The sequence below is a fragment of the Raineyella sp. genome, assembly GCF_034933565.1.
In the GTDB taxonomy this organism is placed as follows: Bacteria; Actinomycetota; Actinomycetes; order Propionibacteriales; family Propionibacteriaceae; genus Raineyella.
The window spans coordinates 11837-32774 of record NZ_JAYFNG010000016.1 but is presented as its reverse complement, the minus strand read 5'-3'; the positions used below and the strand labels follow the sequence as shown (position 1 = coordinate 32774).

The following is a 20938-nucleotide window of genomic DNA, read 5'->3' as shown; positions in this document are numbered from 1 at the left end:
TCGGCGGATCCTGGGCCCGGTCGAGCTCCGGCCCGTCACCCGACGGCATTCTCGCACTGGTCAGCGCCGCCCGCTCGTCGGAACCGAGAGCGGTGCAGGACGGACCCTCACCGGGACGTGAGGGGGTGCGTGCGGCATCGGCACGCCGCGACCGGAACGCTAGGCTCGTCGGCATGGACAGCATTCTGGTCGTCGAGGACGAGGACGATCTGCGCGCCCTCATGGTCGACCTGGTCCACCGTGAGGTGCCGAGGGCCGAGGTCCGGGGTGCCGCGTCCGGTGAGGAGGCCGTCGCGGCCTGTGACGAGGAGACGTGGGACCTGGTGCTGATGGACATCAGGATGCCGGGCATCGGCGGGGTCGAGGCCACCAAGCGGATCGTGGCCCGTCACCCGGACGCCCGGGTGGTGATGATGACCAGCGTCAAGGACTCCCGCACCGTACGCCTCAGCGTCGCTGCCGGGGCGAAGGGCTACGTGGTCAAGGGACTGTCCGGACAGCTGGAGGCCGTGGTCCACCGGGCGCTCGGCGACGTCCCGGTGTCCTCGGAGGCACTCGACATGCTGATGGAGCATGCCCGTCGGACCACCTATCCGTTGACGCCCGGGTTCACCTCAGTGCCCGCGAGCGCGAGGTGTTCTGGCTGATGGCCGATGGCCTGAGCAACAAGCAGATCGCGCATCGGCTGGTCCTCAGCCCGAACACGGTCAAGGACCACATCGCCAGCATCCTGGTGAAGTGCCGGGTCTCCACCCGTGCCGCTGCCATCGTCGCCGCCCGGGAGAACGGGCTGATCGATCTCACCGAGCGGTCCCGCGGCCGCCGGGCCGGACAGCGATGACGGTCGCCGCCACTGCGCCGGTCGACACTGCCGCGGCAGGCTGGGTCGAGGGGCAGGCCGCCGGCGATACTGCCCCGGTGGCGGGGCCGAGGGTCAGGCCGCGCTCCGCGGGGTGAGCACGTAGATGGCGTTGGCCGCCATCAGGTTCGCCCAGCGGGCCGGGTAGTCGTGCTGCCGCCCGTCGGGGGTGGACAGCCGACGTTCCCAGACGTCCAGCCCGACCACGTCGAACAGATCCTCCAGGTCGGAGAGCGTGGACAGGTGGATGTTGGGTGTGTCGTACCAGGCGTGCGGCAGTTCCTTCGACATCGGCATCCGGCCGCGCATCAGCACCCAGCGGTGCCGCCAGTAGCCGAAGTTCGGCACCGACACGATGCACCGCGAGCCGATCCGGGCCATCTGTGAGAGCACCTCCCGCGGCTTGTAGGTGGCCTGCAGCACCCGGGACAGGATGACCACGTCGTACGACTTGTCGTCGAACTCGTCGAGCTGGTGGTCGATGTCGAGCTCGATCAGCGGGACCCCCTTGGCGATCGCGTCGACGACGGCGTCGGCGGCGATCTCGACCCCGGTGCCGGTGCAGCCGCGCCGGTCCATCAGGTAGCGCATCAGGCTGCCGTGGCCACAGCCGAGGTCGAGCACCCGGGAGCCGTCGGGCACGTAGCGGGTGACGACCGTCTGGTCGGGTCGCAGCGTCATCGTGTGTTCCCCTCGCCCGCCCGGTCCGGCACCGCCCGGTCCCGGACGGCCCGTTCGTACGCGACCCGCCGCAGGAACGCGGTGACGGTGCGGTGGTAGTCGTCGATGGTCAGCAGGAACGAGTCGTGGCCCCACGGGGAGCGGATCTCCCGGAAGCTCACCGGCACCCGTTGGCGCTCCAATTCGCGGACGATGGCGCGGGAATGGCTGGTGTCGAAGCGCCAGTCGGTGTCGAAGGAGAGCACCAGGCAGGGCGATCCGACGGCGGCCAGCGCCGCGGCCGCGTCCCCCTCGGCGAACGGGTCGAAGTAGTCCATCACCCGGGTCAGGTAGAGGTAGGACAGCGCGTCGAACCGGGACAGGAACACCCGGCCCTGGTGATCGAGGTAGCTCTCCACGGCGAAGTCCACCCCGAAGCCGCGTCGGGCGTCCTCGCCGAACTGGTAGCGCCGCCCGAACTTCTCCTCCATCCCGGCCTCGGACTGGTAGGTGATGTGGGCCATCATCCGGGCGATCGACAGTCCCGTGTCGGGGCTGGTGCCCGACTCGAGGTAGCGGCCGCCGGCGAAGCCGGGGTCACGCATGATCGACTCGCGCGCCACCGCGGAGAAGGCGATGTTCTGCGCGTTGAGCCGGCTCGAGGCGGCGATGATCACTGCGCTGTCGACCTGCTCGGGGAAGGACAGCGCCCACTGCAGGGCCTGCATGCCCCCCATCGAGCCGCCGACGACGGACAGCAGGTGGTCCACCCCGAGACGGTCCAGCAGGGCGCGGTGCACGGTGACGAAGTCGGCGATCTGCAGCAGGGGGAAGTCCAGACCGTACGGGCGCCCGGTCGTCGGATCGGTCGACGCGGGCCCGGTGGTGCCCTGGCATCCGCCCAGCAGATTGTCGGCGATGACGAAGTAGCGGTCGGTGTCGATCGGCTTGCCGGGGCCGATCATCGTGTCCCACCAGCCGGGCCGATGGTCGTCGTCCCGGTGCCGGCCGGCCGCGTGCGCGTCACCGGTGAGGGCATGGCAGATGAAGATGGCGTTGTCCCGTGAGGGACTGAGGGTGCCGTACGTCTCGTACGCGACGTCGACCTCGGGTACGACGGCACCGCTGGCCAGGACGAGGGGGTGGTCCCCCTCGAACAATCGGGCGGTGCGTTGCTCGACGATCCCCACCGAATCCTCGGCGGACGGGGGCAGGGAAGTCATGGTCGGTATTGTGTCACCTCCGTACGCAGCCGGGCCCGGCGTCCGCCTCCCGGAGCAGGGGGCGGGTCCGTCATCGGCGGCACCCTCGTCGGGCTCCTCGTCCCGCTGCTGCCGGTGGCGGGCACCCGGCGGCGCCTGCGCTCGTCGGCGCTCGCCGGCGGCGGAAATCACCGGCCGTGGCATGCACCCTCGACTACGATGAATGATCCCCGGTGGCACTGCGGCGACCGGGGTGATGCGAGGGAGATGGGCCATGTTCGACCACCCGCTACTGGCCTTCGGCGAGCGCTGCGCCCGGGCCGGCTTCGTCCCGATCGACCAGCGGCTCGAGCTGTGGGAGACGATCGGTGCCGAGGAACGCGCCTGCGCTCCCGAGCAGGAGCCGACCGAAGGCGTGCTGTCCGTCGACGGGGTGGGGCCGGGCCGCTGGGACGGTTGGCACGGGCGGATCGCGACGGTCACCGCCAGCCTGCCGGTCGCCCCGGAACGACTCGAGGACGAGCAGCAGGAACTCGTCCGCGAGATGTCCACCATCTTCGGGGATCCGCACGTGGTCATCGGGCAGCGTGACCGCGTCTACCGGTGGCCACTCGAGCACTGGACGGTCGAGGTGAGCGTCGACGGCGTCGAGCGCAACCGTCTCGAGCTCACCCTCACCGACATGGAGCTGCTGCCCCGCTGACCGGACAGCACCGTCGGCGGCCGCCCTGTCCCAGGTCCGGTCAGGGCGTCACGCCGCGCGCGGCGAGCCAGACCAGCGGGTCCCTGGCAGAGTACGGGGTCCTCAGGTCGGCGCCTCGGGGGTAGTACTCGAAGTGCAGATGCGGGCCGGACGCACGACCCGTCATGCCGACGTACCCGAGGACGTCACCGGCCTTCACCGACTGTCCGGGCTGCACCGTGGTCGCGAGCATGTGGGCGTAGAGCGTGTACCCGTCGCTGTGGGCGACGATCGCGTGCGTCCCGGCCCAGTCCCCCGCCACCGGCGCCACCACGACGCCGTCCGCCGCCGCCCGGATCGGGGTAGCGATCGACGCACCGAAGTCGACGCCGGTGTGGTACGTCGCCCAGATGCCGACCGCCCCGAACCTCGCACTGAGCAGATAGCTGCCTCGGGCGATCGGAGTCACCGTCCTGCCGGTGGCGCCGGACGTGCCCGCCGACCTGTTCAGCGCGGCCAGCACCGACGGCGGCCAGGAGCCGTCCGCCCGGGGCCGGACCAGGGTGCCGTCGGGCAGCCGGAACGCAGCGCTGTCGGTGGGCAGCTGCCCGGCCGCGAGCGCCGCTTGCTGGACCTTCAACAGCGCCGCGGCAGCCTCGGCCTGCTGCTGCTCATCGGCCAGTCGGGACTGCTCGGTACGGATCCGGGCGGCGGCCTTCGCCTGGTCACGGACCCGTCGGGCCTGCTCCTGGTCGGTGTTCGCATGGGTGGCCAGGTCGGCGCGGGCCTGCTGATCGGTGACCCGCTGCGCCGCGGACAGCTCGACCAGGGCCTGGTCGAAGGCAGGTGCCGCCGGCACGTTCGACACCTTGGCCGCCACCGCGGCGCCGGAGTCGAGGAACACCCCGTCCCCCGGACCGGAGCCCCGGGCACCCGGTCCGCCCGCGACCGAGTTCGCGACCGAGGACGTCGCGGTGCCGGAGTTGTCCGCTGACGTTCCACCGGACGGGGCGCTCGAGCCGCCGGCCGATGCGACGGTGGCCGCCGCCGGCGCTGACGGCCCGGGGGCCGATCCGACAGCATCGGACCGGGCCGATACGGGGGTGGTGGCCGGCACCGAGGAGATCGACGAGGTCGTGCTCGCTGCGGCGGGGGTGATGGTGGAACCGGTGTCGCCGCGCCCGGCGGGATCGAGATCGCCCGATGCGGCTGCCACGGCGACCAGTCGTCGCCCCTGCGTGGGGATGGGGACAAGAATGTCGGGGCCGGCACCGGCAGCGTTGTTCGCCTGTCGGGTGAGCCCCAGGCCTGCCGTCACGATCAGCCCGATCACTGCGATCGCCACCGCCAGCAGGACGTGGCGGCGCAACTCGGCCGCCGACAACCGCGTCGTCGGATCTGCCTCAGCCATACGGTTCCCCCTGAGCCGGCCCAGCCCCGGGCCGCATACGACCTCCGGCCGGGTACGGCCCTCAGCCTAGAGTGCGCCGGGGCTCATCGGCAGGGATTGAGGAGGAACTGTGGACACATCCGGCGGGTCAGTCCCCCGGACGCCGGATCGGCCCGGCGGCCGCCGGGATCCGTGCGGCAGCCGGGCCGGCCGGTGAGGGTCAGGCGGCATCCCGTGACGGGCGGCCGGCCGGATGCGTCTCGGCGGCGATGGCGCGGGCCACCTCGGCCGGCTCCTCGCGCGCCAGGGTGGTGCGGAGCCGGTCGTACGACACCTCCCAGTCGCGGACCGTACGACCGTAGCTGCGCAGGAAGACGGGGTCGGTGTGGGCGAGTCGCCACATGGTGCGGGCGTCGTCGCGGTCGGGATCCGACGGGTCGGGCCCGATGCGATCCAGCACCGCGGCGATCCGGGTCACCTCGCGGCAGGCCTCGCCGGTGACGGTCACCGTGTGACGCTGCACCAGCTGACGGCCACGGTTGGGCAACGAGGCGATCAGCACCGCCGCCGAGACCAGCACCGCCAGGGCGATCGGCACCACCACGGCACCGGACCGCACCAGTGCAGCGAGCAGACCGCCCAGCACGACGGCCGCGAGGACGCCGCGGACCACCCAGCGGGAGACCACGTCGATCATCCCGGAGCGGTCCTCGCGGAACAGCGTCACCTGGATGACGTCCCGCTTCCAGGCCGGCAGACCCGGCTCACAGATCGTGTAGGAGCGTTCGAGGCCGTCGTCGGCCTCGGCCCACCGGGCCCAGCCGAAGCGGGTCCGCTCGACGGCGGCATGCGGCCGCTCGGGCCGCTCCGGCCGCGTGTCGGCCTGGGACCTGAGGGCGGTGTCCATCCGCATCTCCTTGCCTGTGTCATACCGGGGAAGTTGCACGACATCCCCACTCTCACACCCGCTCGAGGACGAGTGCCCGCGACACGCCGTGGAGGTCTCAGGCAACGGTGAGGACCACCTTTCCCAGCCGATGTCCGGTGGTGACCAGCGCGAAGGCGTCGGCGATCCGCTCGAGCGGCAGCCGGTGACCGACGTACGGTGCCAGGGTGCCGTTCTCCAGGCCGGCGCCGATCGCCGAGAGGGCCTGGTGGGTCTGCTCCGGAGTGATGTTCCACAGGGCGACGCCGAGGACGGCCGCCTCGGTCCGCATCACCAGCCGCGGCGTGATCTCCACCGGCGTCCGCGCCCCCACGACCACCACCCGGCCGTCGCGGCCCAGCAGGCCCAGGTCGGCCTCGAGGTTGCTGCTGGCGGCCATCTCGACCACCACGTCGATCCCGTCGGGGGCGAGCTCGTGCAGCTCGGCGACGTGCTCCGGCGTGCTGTGGTCCACCGCCACGTGCGCCCCCTGGCGCGAGGCGAGTGCGAGCCCCTCGGTCGTCCCGGCGGTCGCGATCACCCGGGCGCCGTGGGCCCGGGCGAACTGGACGCAGGCCTGACCGACGCCCCCGCTGGCCCCGTGGATCAGCACCGTCTCCCCCGGCCGCAGGTCGGCCCGCTGGAACAGTGCCCGGTAGGCGGTCAGGTAGGGCACGCCGAGTGCCGCTCCCTCCGGGTAGTCCACGGCGTCCGGCAGCGGCCGGACCACCCGGGCATCCGCGACGTGGTACTGCGCGAAGGCGCCGTGGCCGCCGGCCGGGATGCCGGCCACGAAGACCCGGTCACCGACCGCGAGCCCGGACACCCCCTCGCCGAGCGCGTCCACATCGCCGGCCGAGTCGAACCCGGGCACCCAGGGCAACGGGTTGTGGAAGAACTCATAGCCACCCCGCACCATGTAGGTGTCGGCGGGGTTGAGTCCGGCCGCGCGCACCCGGACCCGCACCTGACCCGGCCCCGGCCGGGGCACCTCGGTGTCGACGTAGTGCAAGACCTCGGCGTCGCCGTGCTCGGTGATCTGGACAGCCTTCATGGACATCCCCTTCGTGGGCGGGGTCACGCCTCGGAACCCCGGTGGATCCGAGCCTAGTCCGTGGGTGGCCGCCGGTGACCGGCTCGCTCCGAGCTGTGGTCCACTGGGGCCATGACCCGCTCCGCCCGCATCGCCGTCCTGCGGAGGTCGGGGTCCTGGCTGGTCCTGCTCGTCCTCACCGCTGTGCTGCTGCTCGGCGCCCGGGCGGTGCGGATCCCCTCCCCCGAGATCCTGGCGGCGATGGTGGCCGGCACCGCCGTCGCCCTGACCGGACGGGGGCCGCGTCGGGTGCCGGGACCGCTCGCGGTCGGCTCCCAGGCGGTCATCGGCACCGCGCTGGGGGCGATGGTCACCGGTCAGGAGTTGCGGACCCTCGCCGAGGACTGGGCCGGGGTCCTGGCGGTCACGCTGCTGACCCTGGTGATCAGCTTCGGCTCCGGCTTCCTGCTGGCCCTGCATCCGGCCGTCGACCGGGTCACCGGCGTGTTGTCGATGGCCGCCGGTGGCGCCAGCGGACTGGTGGCGGTGGCCGGCGACCTGGGCGGCGACATCCGGATGGTCGGCACCCTGCAGTACACCCGGGTGCTGCTGATCACCGCCTCCACTCCTCCGGTCGCGGCGTACGTCTTCGGTGCGCCCGTGGCGGCAGTGCCTGCCGGCACCGTGACGGGAGCCGAGAGCACCCTGGTGGGGATCGGCTGTGTCGTGGTGGGGCTGGTGCTGGGGCGACTGGCCCGGGTGCCCGCCGGTGACCTGCTCGGGCCGATGATCGTCGCGGCGGCGGTCGGCATCTGGGGCGGGATCGCGGTCCCGGCGCTGCCCGGGCTCGTGGTCGCGGTGGCGTACGTGGTGATCGGCTGGACGGCCACCCTGGGCTTCACCCGCGAGGCGATGGGGACGGTCGTCCGAGTGCTGCCGCTCGCCCTGGGACTGGTGCTGGCGCTGATGGTGGTCAGTGCCCTGGCGGGGGTCTGGCTCGCCCGGCTGGCCGGGCTGACCGATCTGGACGGTTATCTCGCCACCACGCCGGGCGGGATGATGGCCGTGCTGGCCGTCGCCGCCGCGGCCGGCGGCAACGTCACCTTCATCACCGGGGTGCAGGCGATCCGGTTGTTCCTGATGCTGGCGCTCACCCCGCTGGTCACCGTCCGGTTGCGCCGGCGCTCCGTGACCCCGCCGCCCGGCGACTGAGGCCGGGGGCGTCGACCGAGGCGCCCACATCGGACCGAGGCCCCGACAGGGAAACCGGGCACCGAGGGGTCGCGTCCGGCCCGTTCCCCGCCCGGTTGTCGGCACGCCCGCCGGGCCCCGTCCACCGGCGCTGTCGGGATCGCACAACGGGCGTACGACACCCTTGTGGGGCCTTCACGGCGAACACACAGTCACGTCCGCGTATCGTTACCTACGCTGACGTAACCGACGCGAGCGTAACCGACACTGCCACCCGAGATCAGAGGTGCCCCTTGAGCCGAGCAACCGAGCAGATCCGTGCCGCCCGAGACCTGTTGCTGTCCTACCGCGGTCGTGTCGACGAAGCCAGTGCCGCCTTCGCCTGGCCCGACATCTCGGGCCCGTTCAACTGGGCGATCGACTGGTTCGACGCGATCGGCCGTGGCAACGACCGGATCGCCCTGTGGATCTGCCAGCTGGACGGCAGCGAGGCCACCTGGACCTATGACGACATCGTCCGCCGGTCGGACTCGGTGGCGGGCTGGCTGCGCGAGCGCGGCATCGGCAAGGGCGACGCCGTGATGCTGATGCTGGGCAACCAGATCGAGCTGTGGGAGGCGATGCTCGCGGTGATGAAGATCGGCGCGGTCGTCCTGCCGACCGCCGAGGCCGTCACCAGCGAGGATCTGGCCGACCGGATCGCCCGGGCCGACGTCCGTGCCGTCATCGCCAACGCGCCGGACACCGCCAAGTTCGACACTGTGCCGGGCGACTACGTCCGGATCACCACCGCCGCCGCCCATGACGGCTGGATCTCCTTCGCCGACTCGTACGCCCATCCCTCCCGGCCGCAGCCCGTCGTCACCGACGCCGACGATCCGGTACTGGAGTACTTCACCTCGGGCACCACCAAGGCGCCGAAGCTGGTCGGGCACACCCAGCTGTCCTACCCGGTGGGCCACCTGTCGACCACCTATTTCATCGGTGTGCGTCCCGGCGATGTCCACCTCAACATCAGCTCGCCCGGCTGGGGCAAGCATGCCTGGAGCAGCTTCTTCGCGCCGTGGATCGCCGAGGCGACGATCTTCGTCTTCAACTACCACCGCTTCGACGCCCACCAGCTGCTGGAGAACATGCGCCGGGTCGACGTCGCCACGTTCTGCGCCCCGCCGACCGTGTGGCGGATGATGATCCAGGCTGACCTGGGTGAGAAGCCCGCGTCGCTGCGCGAGGTGGTCGGGGCCGGCGAACCGCTCAATCCCGAGGTGATCAAGACCGTGCAGGACCGGTGGGGCCTGACGATCCGTGACGGGTACGGGCAGACCGAGACCACCGCGCAGATCGGCAACGTCCCCGGCGAACCGGTGAAGCCCGGCTCGATGGGCAAGCCGCTGCCCGGCGTGCCGATCGAGATCGTCGATCCGGAGACCGGCGAGCCCTCCGACATCGGGGAGATCTGCCTGCGGCTGGACCCGCGCCCGCTCAACCTGATGTACGGCTATGTCGGGATGCCCGAGCTCACCCAGCAGGTCGAGCACGGCGGCTACTACCACACCGGTGACCTCGTGACCCGGGACAAGGAGGGCTACATCACCTACGTCGGCCGTACCGACGACGTGTTCAAGGCCTCCGACTACAAGGTGTCCCCCTTCGAGCTGGAGAGTGTGCTGATGGAGCACCCGGCCGTCGCGGAGGCGGCTGTCGTACCGGCGCCCGATCCCACCCGGCTGGCGGTGCCGAAGGCGTACATCAGCCTGGCACCGGGCTTCGAGCACACCCGGGAGACGGCGCTGTCGATCCTGTCGTACGCCAAGGACCACCTCGCCCCCTACCTGCGGGTGCGGCGCCTGGAGTTCGACGAGCTGCCGAAGACGATCTCCGGCAAGATCCGCCGGGTCGCACTGCGTGGTCGTGAGCTGGCCGCCCATCGCGGCTCCGGCCACCCGGAGGCGGCGGGTCGCACCGAGTACCGCTACGAGGACTTCCCGGAGCTGCGCACCCGGCACTGACCGTCCGCGCGCCCGGCGGCGGGCCCCCGGCCGCGCCCGACGTGCGACATCAGTTCCGTCCCGGCGCCCGGCAACGGGACGGAGCGTACGGCAACAGGACAGCACGATCGCACAGCCGGACCGCACATGAAGCTCGACGCCTGAGCCGGACAGCACGCGCACACAGTCTCGACGGCATGGCAGGAGGGGCGGACCGCCAGGTCCGCCCCTCCTGCCATGCCGTCCGGGGCCCTGTCGGCCACCGGGCGGGGTTCAGTCCTCCCGACCGGGGGCGCGGACCCGTGAGGTGGTGATCAGGGTCGCTCCGGCGGCCAGGATGCCAAGGCCCAGCAGCCCGATGATCGCGGCCGGTCCACCGGTCCGCGGCAGTCGCGCGGCCAGTGCGGTCGCGGCGTTGTCCACAGCGTTGCCCGGGTGACCGGTGTGCTCCCCGGCGGTCCGTGCAGCGGCGGGGGCCGACGGGGCGGCCGATCGGGGGGCCCCGACGACGGGAGCTGCGGACGCCGACGGCGATCCGCTGGTGGCCAGGCCGGCCGGCCACACCGGGGTGGTCGTCGGTGTCGCCGAGGAAGCGGACGGGGTCGGCGTCGCGGAGGAAGCGGTCGCAGTCGCGCTCGCGGATGCACCGGCTCCGGGCAGCTTGTCGTCACGATCGAGGCCGGTGTCCTTGGCCGAGGCGACGTTCGGGTCGCCACCGGTCAGGGTGCCGCTCGCCGGCGTGGTCGCACCGGCGGGGATGGTGGTCGACCCCTCGGTGTAGCGGGTGTCCCCGCTGCCCGGGAAGCGGATGAGCACCTCGTAGTTGGGCACCTTGCTCCAGCCGGAGGGCAGGTCGAGGCCTGCGTTCAGGTGGCCCTGGGCGTCGGTCGTCACCGTCCCGAGGCTCGCCCCGGTGGTGTCCACCACCTGGAAGGCGGTGTTGGCGAGCGGCTTGCCGTTGGCATCGGTGACCGTGCCGCTGAAATACACCCGGCCGGTCTGTGGGTTGATCACCCAGATGACGCCGGTCACACCCGCGGGCTTGTCCGTCGAGGTGCTGCTCGCCGGCGCTGACGGGCCGGCCGACGCGGAGGGTGCCGGGGCGGACGGCTTGGCCGAGGTCACCGGGACGGACGGCTGGGCGGAGGTCGCCGGGGCCGGGGTCGTCGTCACAGCGCCGGGTGCGGAAGCAGTGGCCGTCGCGGAGGGCGAGGCGGTGGCCGTCACGCTCGGCTTGATGGTCACCGTGTCGCTCGGCTTCGCACTGGGCGCCGTGCTCGGTGCGTCGCTCGGCTTCACCGTCGGCGCCTCGCTCGGCTCGGCGGCGGGCGTCGGGTCGGTCGTCCGGTCAGCGACGGCGTCCGCGGTCGGGGCTGCTGCCGGGAGCTTGTCGTACTGGTAGAGGTCGTACTGCTTCATGATCCGGATCACGGAGTCCGCGTACTGCGGGTCGGTGGCATAGCCGCCGGCGGCGATGTCGCGGATGAATCGGTCCGGGTCATCGGTGTGGTCGAAGGCGGCCCGGTATCGGCTCAGCGAACTCAGCAACCGGCCGTAATCGGCGAAGGAATCGGCTGTCGTCGCATAGGTCCGGAATCCGTCGACGATCGTCGACGATGTTCCCGAGGCGCTGTATTCCTTCGTCTGCAGCGATACGCAGCCCTGCTGGAAGGGACTCTTCTGCGAGGTGCATTTGATGCCGAAATAGTTGTGGTAGGTCTTGGCCAGGGAGGAATCTCCCCAGCCCGACTCGAGGATCGACTGGGCGATGGCGACCGAGGCGGGAACCTTGAATTCGCGCTGGACGCCCTGGGCCGCGTCGACTGTCTGCTTGATGTACGTGGATGGAGCGACGGCCCTTGCGTACGGGGAGAAGATCGCTCCACCGAACACGAGAAGAACCGACGCCGCGGCGGTCAGGATTACTCGTAGTGTTCGTGCCACCCAGCCACCATCGGAGTGTTCATCCGTCGGCGGCAAGTATGAGCCTGAAGCTCAGGTTGAGAGAGGAATGCCTTCGGGAGGTATTCCGAGAACGGCCCTTCCGGACAGCGAACTGCTGCCCGGAAGGGCCGTCGGAGGGCGCTGGAGGCGTCAGTTGTCGGCACCGGGTGTGGTGGCCGCGATCCGGGCCTGCCAGGCCGCGGTGGCCCCGGTGTGCCCGGCGTACACGACCGAGCCCAGCATGCCGAGCGAGGCGACGATGACGAGCACGGCCGCCACCACTGATCGGGCACCACCGGACTGCTCACCGGTGCGGGGCCGCATGGCCCACAGCACCGCCACCAGGACCACGACCATGAAGAGGACCCCGATCACACCGGTCACGCCACCGATCTCGGCGTGCTGCACGATCATCTGGACCTGCGGGTCGGTGCTGGTGGTGGCCTGGTCCGGGAGGAGCCTGCCCGCGAGCTTCTCCCCGCTCTCCTTGGTGACGAGGGCACTGACTCCGGTCACCACGGCGAGCCCGACGAGCGGCCATGTCAGCACCCGACGCCAGCCGGGGCGTACGGCGTGGGCGATTGCGACGAGAGCTGCGAGTGGCCCGAGCACCACATAGGCATGGAGCACGAGGATGTGGACGGGGAGCCCGAAGATCACGTCAAACATGTCAGCAGCCTAGATCCGGCCCAGGGCCGCACAGGGAAGGGTGACCTCAGTCACCTGCCGGCTCCGGGGCGCGCCGACGCTGACCAACAGGGACGGATCCCCCGCCGTCACGGGGCGACGTCGGGGCCGCAGCACGCGGCGGCGCTGTCCTCGGCAGGACGTCCGAGGTGCCAGTCGGCGCGTTCCACATAGCGAGGCCGGCCGCGCTCGCCCGCTCCCGGTCGGGATTCCACCAGGACCATCCGGTCGGCCACCCAGGCCGGCCCGGAGGGCGCACCGGGCAGGGCCAGATGCTCGGAGAGATCGCGGGGCCGGTTGCTGCGGCCGAGGGTGAGGTGGGCCCGGAAGCCGGTCCGGTCCGGTCCGGCGCCGACCCGCTCGGCGGCCCGGCGGCAGGCCCTGGCGAGCGCACCGACCGTGGTGAGCGCGCCCGAGGGGCCGGTGTCGGGGTCGCCACGATCCTCGAGCCCGATCCAGGCGACCCGGGCGGCGGCCGGGCGTGGGAAGGCACCGGGATGTCCCCAGGTCAACGGCAGCGGCAGCGCGCGCTGCGCCACCTCGCCGAATCCGCTGAGCAGGCGGGGCCGGACGGCATCGGGCACGGCGGCCATGAAGACCAGGGTGACGTGCCAGGTGTCCGGCTCGGTCGTCCGCCACCCGGTCGGCAGCGGACCGTTCGCCGGGATCGACAGCCAACGGGCGAGCACCTCGGTCGCGGCGGGGGCCGGCACCAGGGCGAGGAACAGCCGGCGACCGGCCGGCCGGTCCCGGGTGGAGCTCACGGCGCCGGCCGATGTCAGGCGGGGAAGGCGGTGACGAGGGCGGCGATCGCATCCCCGACCCGGGTCGGGGACGCCCCCCGGACGACGATCGTGGTGCCGGAGCGCCCCTCGAGCATCGACGGGTAGGAACCGATGGCCACGTCGGAGAACTCCTCGGCCAGGATCCGCAGTTCTCCGGCGATGGAGCTCTCGGGACGCTGCACCCGGTAGTCCCGGACGGTGAGCGGCCGGCCCTGCGCCAGGCCGGGCAGCACCGCTGCGACCATGGCCCGGAAGATGATCGGCACGCCGGCCATCACGTGGACGTTGTCCACGGTGAAGCCGGGCGCGCCGGACAGGCCGTTGTCGATCAGGGTGGCGCCGGCCGGGATCCGGGCCATCCGCTGCTCCTCGGCCGTGTAGTTGATCCCCCTGGCCTGGCAGAATCCCCGGATCCGCCGCTCCGCCTCGGGGTCGATGACGATCGAGCGACCGAACGCGGCGGCGATGGCGTCCGCGGTGATGTCGTCGTGGGTCGGGCCGATCCCCCCTGAGGTGAAGACGTGGTCGTACGCCGCCCGCAGCGCCGTCACGGCCCCGACGATCGCCGCGTGGTCGTCGGGCACGACCCGCACCTCTCGAAGGTCGATCCCCCGGGCGCTCAGGACGCCGGCGAGGTGGTACATGTTCTCGTCGCGCGTACGTCCGGAGAGGATCTCATCGCCGATCACCAGGACGGCTGCGGTGGGGTTGGACACGACACGATCCTAGTCATACCGCCGTACGCGGCACCGGGGGGAGGGGGCGAGGACAACAGGCAGGCACGGCCCAGCGGAACCCGGACGTGGAGCCGGTCCGGGCTCACCTCGGCGGACGGTCCGTGCCGGACGGCAGGGGCTCCCCGGGGCAGGTCGCCAGCACCCGGGCCATGGCGTCGTGTTCGGCGGGGGTGATCCAGGCCCCGTACGTCGCCTTGACCGCGATCTGGCGGGCCACGTACGCACAGCGGCCGGGCCGGTACGGCGGAAGCCAGGTCGCGGCATCCCCGTCGCCCTTCTGCTGGTTGGCCGCCGAGCCGGTGGCCACCAGGTTGAGCGGGTCGTTCGCGAAGGCCGTCCGCTGCTCGGTCGACCAGCCCTGAGCACCCTTCTGCCAGGCGTCGGACAGGGCGACCACGTGGTCGATCTGCACTCCGCCGTCACCGCGGACGAACGGCAGCGCGGTGCCCGAGTAGCGGTCCTGCAGGGTGCCCGAGGCGACGACGCACCCGCGGGTGCCCGGCTTGTCGGTCACCTCGGTCGCATCGCGCCGCAGGATGTCGTTGCGGGTGTCGCAGCCGTTGTGGTCGGTGTCGACCCAGCCGTCGCCGAACAGCGAGCGCTGGTAGCCGGTCCGCGGCGCCCTGCCCCTCACGGCCAGACCGGCCAGCGCCGTGGCCGCCGATCCGCTCGGCGTGGTGCGGGAAGTACCAGCGGACCCGGTGCCGGAGGATCTGGTGTCGGGGGACGCGGCGTCCGCAGACCCGAGGACGGACGGGATCGTCGACGATGCCGGGACGGCCGTCGTGGCGGCCCCGGCGGATCGTCCGGCCGCAGGCGTTCCGGCTGCCCCGATCGGATCGGTCCCGACGGGGCCGCCTCCGCTCGCACCCGCGCAGCCGCCGAGCGCGACCAGCAGGGCGGTCATCATCGCGACCGCCCCGACCGTCGTCCGTCCCCTCCGCCCGGCCATCTGCTCCCCCGCCACCTCCTGGTGTCCTCCACGTCCCGCTGTCCTCACGTCTCTGGGACCCTACGCCGGGCCACCCCCTCGCCCGGCCCCATCCCGTCGTGGCGGTGTCAACGCCGTGGTTGCAGCCTCAACCACCTGTCGGGGGCGGCCGTGCCGCCCTACGATGAAGGCACGGCCGGGGATTCGGCCCCGGCTCCGGTAGGCGGGAGCAGAGATGTCTGAGCAACGGATCGTCGTGGTCGGTGCAGGGCTGGCCGGGGCGCACGTGGTGCAGGGGCTGCGGGCCGAGGGGTTCACCGGCCCGATCACCATGCTGGGCCAGGAGCCCGAGCTCCCCTACGACCGCACCAAACTGTCCAAGGAGTACCTGCAGGGCCGGCTGGACCGTGCCGGCATCCTGCTGCACGACGAGAGCTGGTACGCCGAGAACGGTGTCGGGCTGCGGCTGGGCGTGGTCGCCGCGTCGATCGACCGCGTCGCCCGTACGCTCCGGCTCGCCGACGGCGAGGAGCTGGCCTATGACCGGCTGGTCCTGGCCACCGGGGCGGACTCGCGGCGGATCCCGTTCCCCGGCGCCGACCTGCCCGGGGTGATGACGTTGCGCGACCTGCGCGAGTCCGACGCCCTCAAGGAACTGTTCGCCGGCGGGGGCCATCTGGGCGTCATCGGTGCCGGGTGGATCGGGCTGGAGGTCGCCGCCGCGGCGCGGCAGGCGGGGATGACCGTCACCGTCGTCGCCCCCAACGAACAGCCCCTCGACAACATTCTCGGGCCCCGGATCGGGGCCTACTTCGCCGACCTGCACGTCCGCAACGGGATCGACCTACGGATGGGAGTGGGGGCGAAGGGCATCCTCGAGCGCGACGGTTGCGCCGGTGGCATCGTCACCGACCACGGTGACATCGCGACCGACGCCGTCCTGGTGGCGGTCGGGGCGGTCCCCCGGGTCGCCCTCGCCCAGCAGGCCGGCCTCGAGGTGCACAACGGCGTGCTCACCGACGAGCGGATGGTCACCGCCGATCCGGCGATCCTGGCGGTCGGTGACATCGCGAACGCCTACAACACGCTGCTCGGCGAGCGGCTCCGGCGCGAGCACTGGGACAACGCACTGCGCCAGGGCGCCCTGGCGGCGCGGACCATCCTCGGCCTGGACGGCGCGTACGACTGGCAGCCGTACTTCTACACCGACCAGTTCGACCTCGGGATGGAGTACGTCGGCAACAACCTCGCCACCGACGAGCCGGTGGTGCGGGGGGCGCTCGAGTCCGGTGAGTTCATCGTGTTCTGGCAGCGCGACGGGGTGGTCACCGCCGCGATGAACGTGAACATCTGGGACGTCAACGACACGTTGCGTACGATCGTCGGACAGGCGGTCCCGGCCGAGCGGCTCACCGATCCGGCGGTGGACCTCAGCGCGCTGGCCGCGGGCTGAAGTGGCACATCGGACGGGTGGAGCGACCGCGCGATCAGCCGCGACGGTCGTGCCACCCGTGCCGCGGGTGGCGAGCATCGACGCCTTCCGGGGTGTCGCCGTACTGGTGATGGCGGTCGGCAACCTGGGCCTGGGGGTGCGCTGGGTGCCGACGGCCCTCAAGCACGCCACCGACATCGGCTTCACCATCGCCGACGTGGTGGCGCCCATGTTCATGCTGTCGATCGCCCTGGTGATCGGCACCCGGGTCGGGACCTGGCGGGCCCTCCCGGACCGGGCGCCGATCCGGGTACGGATGGCCCGGCGCGGCCTGATGCTGATGGGCATCGGTGCGGTGATCAGCGGCGGCCAGGCACTGACCGTCGGCGCGCCTGTCACCGGCGGCGGACTGTCCTGGGGCGTCCTGCAGGCGATCGGCGCGGCGACCCTGCTGCTGATCCCGGTGGTGCTGGCGCCGGCCTGGCTCCGGCTCTGCTGCGGAGTGGCGAGCCTGGTGGTCTACCAGGTGCTGCTCGATCGGTTCTTCCTGCAGGCGGTCCTGCAGATCTCCTTCGACAGCATCCTCGGCACCCTGTCCTGGGGCGGGTTCCTGATGATCGCCAGCGCCGTGGCGGAGGTCTGGCACCGTACGCAGGGACGGCTGCGCCGGACGACCCTGCTGGCAGTGACCGGGCTCGCCTGCGTCGGGCTGGCCCTCGGGCTGGCCGGCTGGATCCCGGTCTCCAAGAACCGCGCCTCGTTGACGTACATGGTGCTGGCGCTGGGCCTGTGCCTGCTGCTGTTCGGCCTGGTCTCGGCCGTCCTGGACGAGCATCCGGGACGCTGGGCGTGGCTGCAGAGCCCCGGACGCCACCCGTTGCCGCTGTACTTCGCCCATCTGCTCACGATGGCCTTCCTGACCCTGCCCGGCGCGGACGTCTGGTACGCGGGCGCCCCTGTTTGGCTGACCCTGCTCCAGGCAGCGGTGATGGTGGCGGTGCTGCTGACCGTCGCCGCCACCCTCGATCGCCACGGGTGGTCCCTGCGGCTGTGAATCCCGGCAGGTCCCTGCGCTCGGGCCCGGTCTGGTGCCGGCCCGGCACCTCCTCCGGAGCATCCCTCGATTGTCCCCCATCGTGCGCCGGCACCGTTCCGGACCGGCCCGGGGCAGGGCTAGGGTCGAGGCCGGAACGGCGGAGTGCGTCCTCAGCCGGCGCACAGCGACGCGCAAGACTGCGTACAAGGATCCGACGCAGGATCTCTGGGCCAGGGAAGACCTGACGGAAGGTCATGGACACATGGGTGAGACCCCTGCCGACGGTTCGGCGACCACGAAGGCCACCGCCCCTCGCCGACGCCGCCCTCGGCATCGGCGCACGATCATCATCGTCGTCTCCGCGGTGGTGGTGGCCGTCGTCGCCGTGACCGCAGTCGCCCTCGCCCTGCGTCCCCGCCGGGCCGCTCCGTCTGCCACCTCGGCGACCTACACCGTCGAGCGGTCCTCGTTGACCCGGACGGTGTCCGCCTCCGGGACCTTCGAGCCGGTGCAGCAGCTGTCGGTCAGCTTCCCGGCGTCAGGCACCGTCACCGACGTCAAGGTGTCGGTCGGTGACAGGGTGACCAGGGGCCAGGTGCTGGCGACCCAGGACTCGGCCGCCCTGGCGGCCGCCCTGCAGAGCGCCAGCGCCGCGGTGGACTCGGCACAGGCCCAGGTCAACGCCCTCACCTCCGCGGCGACGACGGCCCAGCGCACGGCCGCCCAGGCCGCCCTCGCCGCCGACCGGGCGAAGCTCAGCCAGGCGCAGGCGAACTACGACGGCACGACCCTCACCTCGCCGATCGCCGGCATCATCGCCACGGTCTCGGTCAGCAAGGGCGGGGTGGCGACCGGCACCGGCTCGTCCGCCGGCGCGGGTGGCTCCGCCGGGGCGGGATCGGGCGGCGCGCTCGCGGCTGCCGCCTCCGGCGGCTCGTCGTCGGGCACCTCCGGTGACTTCGTCGTGGTGGACACGTCCTCGTGGCGGGTCAACGCCTCTGTCGGCGCGGCCGACCTGCCCTCGCTGAAGGCCGGCCAGTCGGTCACGATGACCGCCCCCGACGGCCGTACGACCCTCAGCGGCTCGGTGCACAGTGTCAGCCAGGTCGCCGAGGCCACGTCGGCCTCGTCGGGTGGGGCCTCGGCGGCCACCTTCCCGGTGGTCGTCGACATCACCGACACAAAGGGGGCACAGCTCTTCATCGGCAGCACCACCACCGTGTCGATCGCCGCCGAGCAGCTCGACAACGTCCTCGCCGTCCCGTCGGTCGCCATCATCCAGTCCGGCGGCCACCCGGCCGTACGGGTCGAGGCCAACGGCACGACGACCGACCGGGCCGTGACGCTCGGGCCGGTGATCGGACAGCGGACGGTGGTCACCGAGGGCCTCAACCCCGGGGACACGATCCAGGTGCCGTCGTTCGGTGCCGCGCGCGGTGCCGGGAGCCCGTCGGCCGCAGCCTCCGGTCAGCGGGGCACGACCGGCGGCCCGTTCGGCCGGGGCGGTCGCTGATGTCGCCGATCCTGTCGCTGCGTGGCATCCGCAAGACCTACTCCAACGGCTCCATCTCCCTGGAGGCGTTGCGCGGCATCGACCTCGACGTCGAGGAGGGCGACTACGTCGCGATCATGGGTCCCTCCGGCAGCGGCAAGTCGACGCTGATGCACATCCTGGGTTGCCTCGACATCGCCACCTCGGGGCACTACGAGCTGGCCGGCCGCGACGTCAGCACCCTGTCCGAGGGCCAGCTGGCGGAGGTGCGCAACCGCTCCATCGGTTTCGTCTTCCAGCAGTTCAACCTGCTGCCCAGCATGACCGCCCAGCAGAACGTCGAGCTGCCGCTGGTCTACGCCGGCGTCGGGCGGGCCGAGCGGAGCGCCCGCGCCCGGGAGGTCCTCACCGCCGTCGGGCTGGCGGACCGGATGGCCCATCGGCCCGGAGAGCTGTCGGGCGGCCAGCAGCAGCGCGTCTCGATCGCCCGGGCGCTGGTCAACAATCCGGACATCCTGCTCGCCGACGAGCCCACCGGCAACCTCGACTCGGCCTCCACCGAGGACGTCCTCGACCTGCTCTCGGGCCTGCACGCCCGCGGTCGGACGATCATCCTGATCACCCATGAACACGACGTGGCGGTGCGGTCGGTGCACCAGTACTCGATCCGCGACGGCCTGCTCGGCCCGCTCGAGACGGGGACCCTCGGATGATGGAGTTCCGCGAGACGCTGCGGACCGCGGTGACCGCGATCCTCGGTCGCAAGCTGCGCTCGGCCCTGACCATGCTCGGCATCCTGATCGGCATTGCGGCGGTGATGCTCACCGTCGGCCTCGGGCAGGGCGCCCAGGCCCAGATCACCGGGCAGATCAACGCCCTCGGCTCCAACCTGCTGATCGTCACCCCCGGCAGCGCCACCAGCCTGACCGGCGTACGCGGCGGTGCCGGCAGCGCGACGACGCTGACCCTCGACGACGCCGCGATGCTGGCGGATCGTACGGTCGCCCCCGACATCGAGGCGGTGGCCCCGGTGGTCCAGACCTCGGCGTCGGTGGTGGCCGGCGACAACAACTGGACCACCCAGGTGATCGGGTCCACCCCGGACTGGACCACGGTGCGGGCCCGGACGGTCACCGAGGGCCGCTTCTTCACCGCCGACGAGAACGCCGCCCAGGCTCCGGTCGCGGTGATCGGGACGACCACGGCCACCAACCTGTTCGGGACCCGCTCGCCGGTCGGCCAGACGATCCAGGTGCACGGGGCGACGCTGACCGTCGTGGGCGTGCTCAACACGGCGGGCAGCTCGATCACCGGTGACCAGGATGACCAGGTGATCGTGCCGATCGCGACCTTCACCCAGCGGATCGAGGGCAGCACCGGACTCACGGTGTCGACCATCTTCATCTCGGCGGCCGGCCAGGACGCACTGTCGGCGGCCTACCAGGAGACGGACGCCGCTCTCAACACGGCGCACCGCACCACGCCCGACACCGCCGACTTCGCCGTGGCATCACAGCAGACACTGGTCAACACCGTGGCCACCACCACCCAGACCCTCACCGCCCTGCTCGGCAGCGTCGCGGCGATCTCGCTGCTGGTCGGCGGCATCGGCGTGATGAACATCATGCTCGTGTCGGTCACCGAGCGGACCCGGGAGATCGGCCTGCGCAAGGCCCTGGGGGCCACCCCGGCGGCCATCCGGCGCCAGTTCCTCACCGAGGCCAGCCTGCTCGGCCTGCTGGGTGGCCTCGCCGGGGTGCTCCTGGGCCTCGGCGGGGCCGCGGCCCTGTCCCGGGTGGTGAAGTTCCAGGTGACCCCGTCCTGGCCGGCCACCCTGGTGGCGTTGGTCGTCTCCCTGCTGATCGGGGTGATCGCCGGGGTCTACCCGGCCGCGCGGGCCGCCCGGCTCGCACCGATCGACGCGCTGCGGACCGAGTGAGGGGCGTACGGACATGAGCCCACGC

The 20938-nt window shown here is 72.0% G+C and carries 20 protein-coding genes; 10 read left to right on the top strand and 10 right to left on the bottom strand.

Annotation, left to right across the window (positions count from 1 at the left end; translation table 11 throughout):
• Window positions 1-173 precede the first annotated feature (173 nt).
• Both VB059_RS05685 and VB059_RS05680 read left to right on the top strand, forming a co-directional pair.
• Window positions 174-647 (top strand): response regulator transcription factor, encoded by a 474-nt coding sequence (locus VB059_RS05685; protein WP_323421056.1) that lies wholly within the window; start codon window positions 174-176, stop codon window positions 645-647.
• Window positions 647-841 (top strand): LuxR C-terminal-related transcriptional regulator, encoded by a 195-nt coding sequence (locus VB059_RS05680; protein WP_323421055.1) that lies wholly within the window; start codon window positions 647-649, stop codon window positions 839-841. The genes VB059_RS05685 and VB059_RS05680 overlap by 1 nt, the downstream gene beginning before the upstream one ends.
• 93 nt (window positions 842-934) lie before the next feature.
• Here the strand turns inward: VB059_RS05680 and metW are convergent, their stop codons facing one another.
• Window positions 935-1540: a methionine biosynthesis protein MetW gene (gene metW / locus VB059_RS05675; protein WP_323421054.1), complete on the bottom strand. Its 606-nt coding sequence runs from the start codon at window positions 1538-1540 to the stop codon at window positions 935-937.
• On the bottom strand, window positions 1537-2742 hold the full coding sequence (metX, locus tag VB059_RS05670; RefSeq protein ID WP_323421053.1) for a homoserine O-acetyltransferase MetX: 1206 nt from the start codon (window positions 2740-2742) through the stop codon (window positions 1537-1539). The genes metW and metX overlap by 4 nt, the downstream gene beginning before the upstream one ends.
• 253 nt (window positions 2743-2995) lie before the next feature.
• Between metX and VB059_RS05665 the strand changes: the two genes are divergently transcribed.
• Window positions 2996-3424 (top strand): hypothetical protein, encoded by a 429-nt coding sequence (locus VB059_RS05665; RefSeq protein ID WP_323421052.1) that lies wholly within the window; start codon window positions 2996-2998, stop codon window positions 3422-3424.
• Between the two features lie 40 nt (window positions 3425-3464).
• Here VB059_RS05665 and VB059_RS05660 read toward each other — a convergent pair whose 3' ends face one another.
• The 3 genes from VB059_RS05660 to VB059_RS05650 all read right to left on the bottom strand — a co-directional run bounded on the left by VB059_RS05660 (window position 3465) and on the right by VB059_RS05650 (window position 6772).
• Window positions 3465-4814 carry a M23 family metallopeptidase gene (locus tag VB059_RS05660; RefSeq protein ID WP_323421051.1) on the bottom strand — a complete coding sequence of 450 codons (1350 nt, stop codon included), beginning with the start codon at window positions 4812-4814 and terminating at the stop codon, window positions 3465-3467.
• Window positions 4815-5013: 199 nt separating this feature from the next.
• Window positions 5014-5700: a hypothetical protein gene (locus tag VB059_RS05655; protein ID WP_323421050.1), complete on the bottom strand. Its 687-nt coding sequence runs from the start codon at window positions 5698-5700 to the stop codon at window positions 5014-5016.
• A gap of 97 nt (window positions 5701-5797) precedes the next feature.
• Window positions 5798-6772 (bottom strand): NADPH:quinone reductase, encoded by a 975-nt coding sequence (locus tag VB059_RS05650; RefSeq protein WP_323421049.1) that lies wholly within the window; start codon window positions 6770-6772, stop codon window positions 5798-5800.
• A gap of 111 nt (window positions 6773-6883) precedes the next feature.
• On the opposite strand from VB059_RS05650, the gene VB059_RS05645 reads away from it, so the two are divergent.
• A complete protein-coding gene (locus VB059_RS05645) occupies window positions 6884-7963 on the top strand; it encodes an AbrB family transcriptional regulator (RefSeq protein ID WP_323421048.1) in 1080 nt (359 codons plus the stop codon).
• 272 nt (window positions 7964-8235) lie between these two features.
• Window positions 8236-9951: an AMP-binding protein gene (locus VB059_RS05640; protein ID WP_323421047.1), complete on the top strand. Its 1716-nt coding sequence runs from the start codon at window positions 8236-8238 to the stop codon at window positions 9949-9951.
• A 252-nt stretch (window positions 9952-10203) separates the two neighbouring features.
• Here VB059_RS05640 and VB059_RS05635 read toward each other — a convergent pair whose 3' ends face one another.
• The 5 genes from VB059_RS05635 to VB059_RS05615 all read right to left on the bottom strand — a co-directional run bounded on the left by VB059_RS05635 (window position 10204) and on the right by VB059_RS05615 (window position 15050).
• Entirely contained in the window at window positions 10204-11823 is a 1620-nt protein-coding gene (locus VB059_RS05635) for a glucosaminidase domain-containing protein (protein ID WP_323421046.1), read from the bottom strand.
• Window positions 11824-12024: 201 nt separating this feature from the next.
• Window positions 12025-12543, bottom strand: coding sequence for a DUF2231 domain-containing protein (locus VB059_RS05630; protein WP_323421045.1), 519 nt, complete (start codon window positions 12541-12543; stop codon window positions 12025-12027).
• A 107-nt stretch (window positions 12544-12650) separates the two neighbouring features.
• Window positions 12651-13325, bottom strand: coding sequence for an RNA 2',3'-cyclic phosphodiesterase (gene thpR / locus VB059_RS05625; protein ID WP_323421044.1), 675 nt, complete (start codon window positions 13323-13325; stop codon window positions 12651-12653).
• Window positions 13326-13339: 14 nt separating this feature from the next.
• Window positions 13340-14062, bottom strand: coding sequence for a competence/damage-inducible protein A (locus VB059_RS05620; RefSeq protein ID WP_323421043.1), 723 nt, complete (start codon window positions 14060-14062; stop codon window positions 13340-13342).
• A 103-nt stretch (window positions 14063-14165) separates the two neighbouring features.
• Window positions 14166-15050 (bottom strand): HNH endonuclease family protein, encoded by an 885-nt coding sequence (locus VB059_RS05615; RefSeq protein ID WP_323421042.1) that lies wholly within the window; start codon window positions 15048-15050, stop codon window positions 14166-14168.
• A gap of 199 nt (window positions 15051-15249) precedes the next feature.
• Here VB059_RS05615 and VB059_RS05610 point away from each other — a divergent pair, with 199 nt between their 5' ends.
• From VB059_RS05610 to VB059_RS05590, 5 genes are all read left to right on the top strand, one after another.
• On the top strand, window positions 15250-16467 hold the full coding sequence (locus VB059_RS05610) for an NAD(P)/FAD-dependent oxidoreductase (protein ID WP_323421041.1): 1218 nt from the start codon (window positions 15250-15252) through the stop codon (window positions 16465-16467).
• A 67-nt stretch (window positions 16468-16534) separates the two neighbouring features.
• Complete coding sequence (locus VB059_RS05605; protein WP_323421040.1) at window positions 16535-17500, top strand: heparan-alpha-glucosaminide N-acetyltransferase domain-containing protein; 966 nt, start codon at window positions 16535-16537, stop codon at window positions 17498-17500.
• A gap of 244 nt (window positions 17501-17744) precedes the next feature.
• A complete protein-coding gene (locus VB059_RS05600; RefSeq protein ID WP_323421039.1) occupies window positions 17745-18995 on the top strand; it encodes an efflux RND transporter periplasmic adaptor subunit in 1251 nt (416 codons plus the stop codon).
• Window positions 18995-19687 (top strand): ABC transporter ATP-binding protein, encoded by a 693-nt coding sequence (locus tag VB059_RS05595; protein ID WP_323421038.1) that lies wholly within the window; start codon window positions 18995-18997, stop codon window positions 19685-19687. Before VB059_RS05600 ends, VB059_RS05595 begins: the two co-directional genes overlap by 1 nt.
• On the top strand, window positions 19687-20913 hold the full coding sequence (locus tag VB059_RS05590; RefSeq protein ID WP_323421037.1) for an ABC transporter permease: 1227 nt from the start codon (window positions 19687-19689) through the stop codon (window positions 20911-20913). Before VB059_RS05595 ends, VB059_RS05590 begins: the two co-directional genes overlap by 1 nt.
• Window positions 20914-20938 lie beyond the last annotated feature (25 nt).

What these genes read in the sequence shown, in the direction of transcription:
- VB059_RS05685 (WP_323421056.1), top strand. Translation starts at nt 174, where the DNA reads ATGGACAGCATTCTGGTCGTCGAGGACGAGGACGATCTGCGCGCCCTC.
- VB059_RS05680 (WP_323421055.1), top strand. Translation starts at nt 647, where the DNA reads ATGGCCGATGGCCTGAGCAACAAGCAGATCGCGCATCGGCTGGTCCTC.
- metW (WP_323421054.1), bottom strand. Translation starts at nt 1,540, where the DNA reads ATGACGCTGCGACCCGACCAGACGGTCGTCACCCGCTACGTGCCCGAC.
- metX (WP_323421053.1), bottom strand. Translation starts at nt 2,742, where the DNA reads ATGACTTCCCTGCCCCCGTCCGCCGAGGATTCGGTGGGGATCGTCGAG.
- VB059_RS05665 (WP_323421052.1), top strand. Translation starts at nt 2,996, where the DNA reads ATGTTCGACCACCCGCTACTGGCCTTCGGCGAGCGCTGCGCCCGGGCC.
- VB059_RS05660 (WP_323421051.1), bottom strand. Translation starts at nt 4,814, where the DNA reads ATGGCTGAGGCAGATCCGACGACGCGGTTGTCGGCGGCCGAGTTGCGC.
- VB059_RS05655 (WP_323421050.1), bottom strand. Translation starts at nt 5,700, where the DNA reads ATGGACACCGCCCTCAGGTCCCAGGCCGACACGCGGCCGGAGCGGCCC.
- VB059_RS05650 (WP_323421049.1), bottom strand. Translation starts at nt 6,772, where the DNA reads ATGAAGGCTGTCCAGATCACCGAGCACGGCGACGCCGAGGTCTTGCAC.
- VB059_RS05645 (WP_323421048.1), top strand. Translation starts at nt 6,884, where the DNA reads ATGACCCGCTCCGCCCGCATCGCCGTCCTGCGGAGGTCGGGGTCCTGG.
- VB059_RS05630 (WP_323421045.1), bottom strand. Translation starts at nt 12,543, where the DNA reads ATGTTTGACGTGATCTTCGGGCTCCCCGTCCACATCCTCGTGCTCCAT.
- VB059_RS05610 (WP_323421041.1), top strand. Translation starts at nt 15,250, where the DNA reads ATGTCTGAGCAACGGATCGTCGTGGTCGGTGCAGGGCTGGCCGGGGCG.
- VB059_RS05600 (WP_323421039.1), top strand. Translation starts at nt 17,745, where the DNA reads ATGGGTGAGACCCCTGCCGACGGTTCGGCGACCACGAAGGCCACCGCC.
- VB059_RS05595 (WP_323421038.1), top strand. Translation starts at nt 18,995, where the DNA reads ATGTCGCCGATCCTGTCGCTGCGTGGCATCCGCAAGACCTACTCCAAC.
- VB059_RS05590 (WP_323421037.1), top strand. Translation starts at nt 19,687, where the DNA reads ATGGAGTTCCGCGAGACGCTGCGGACCGCGGTGACCGCGATCCTCGGT.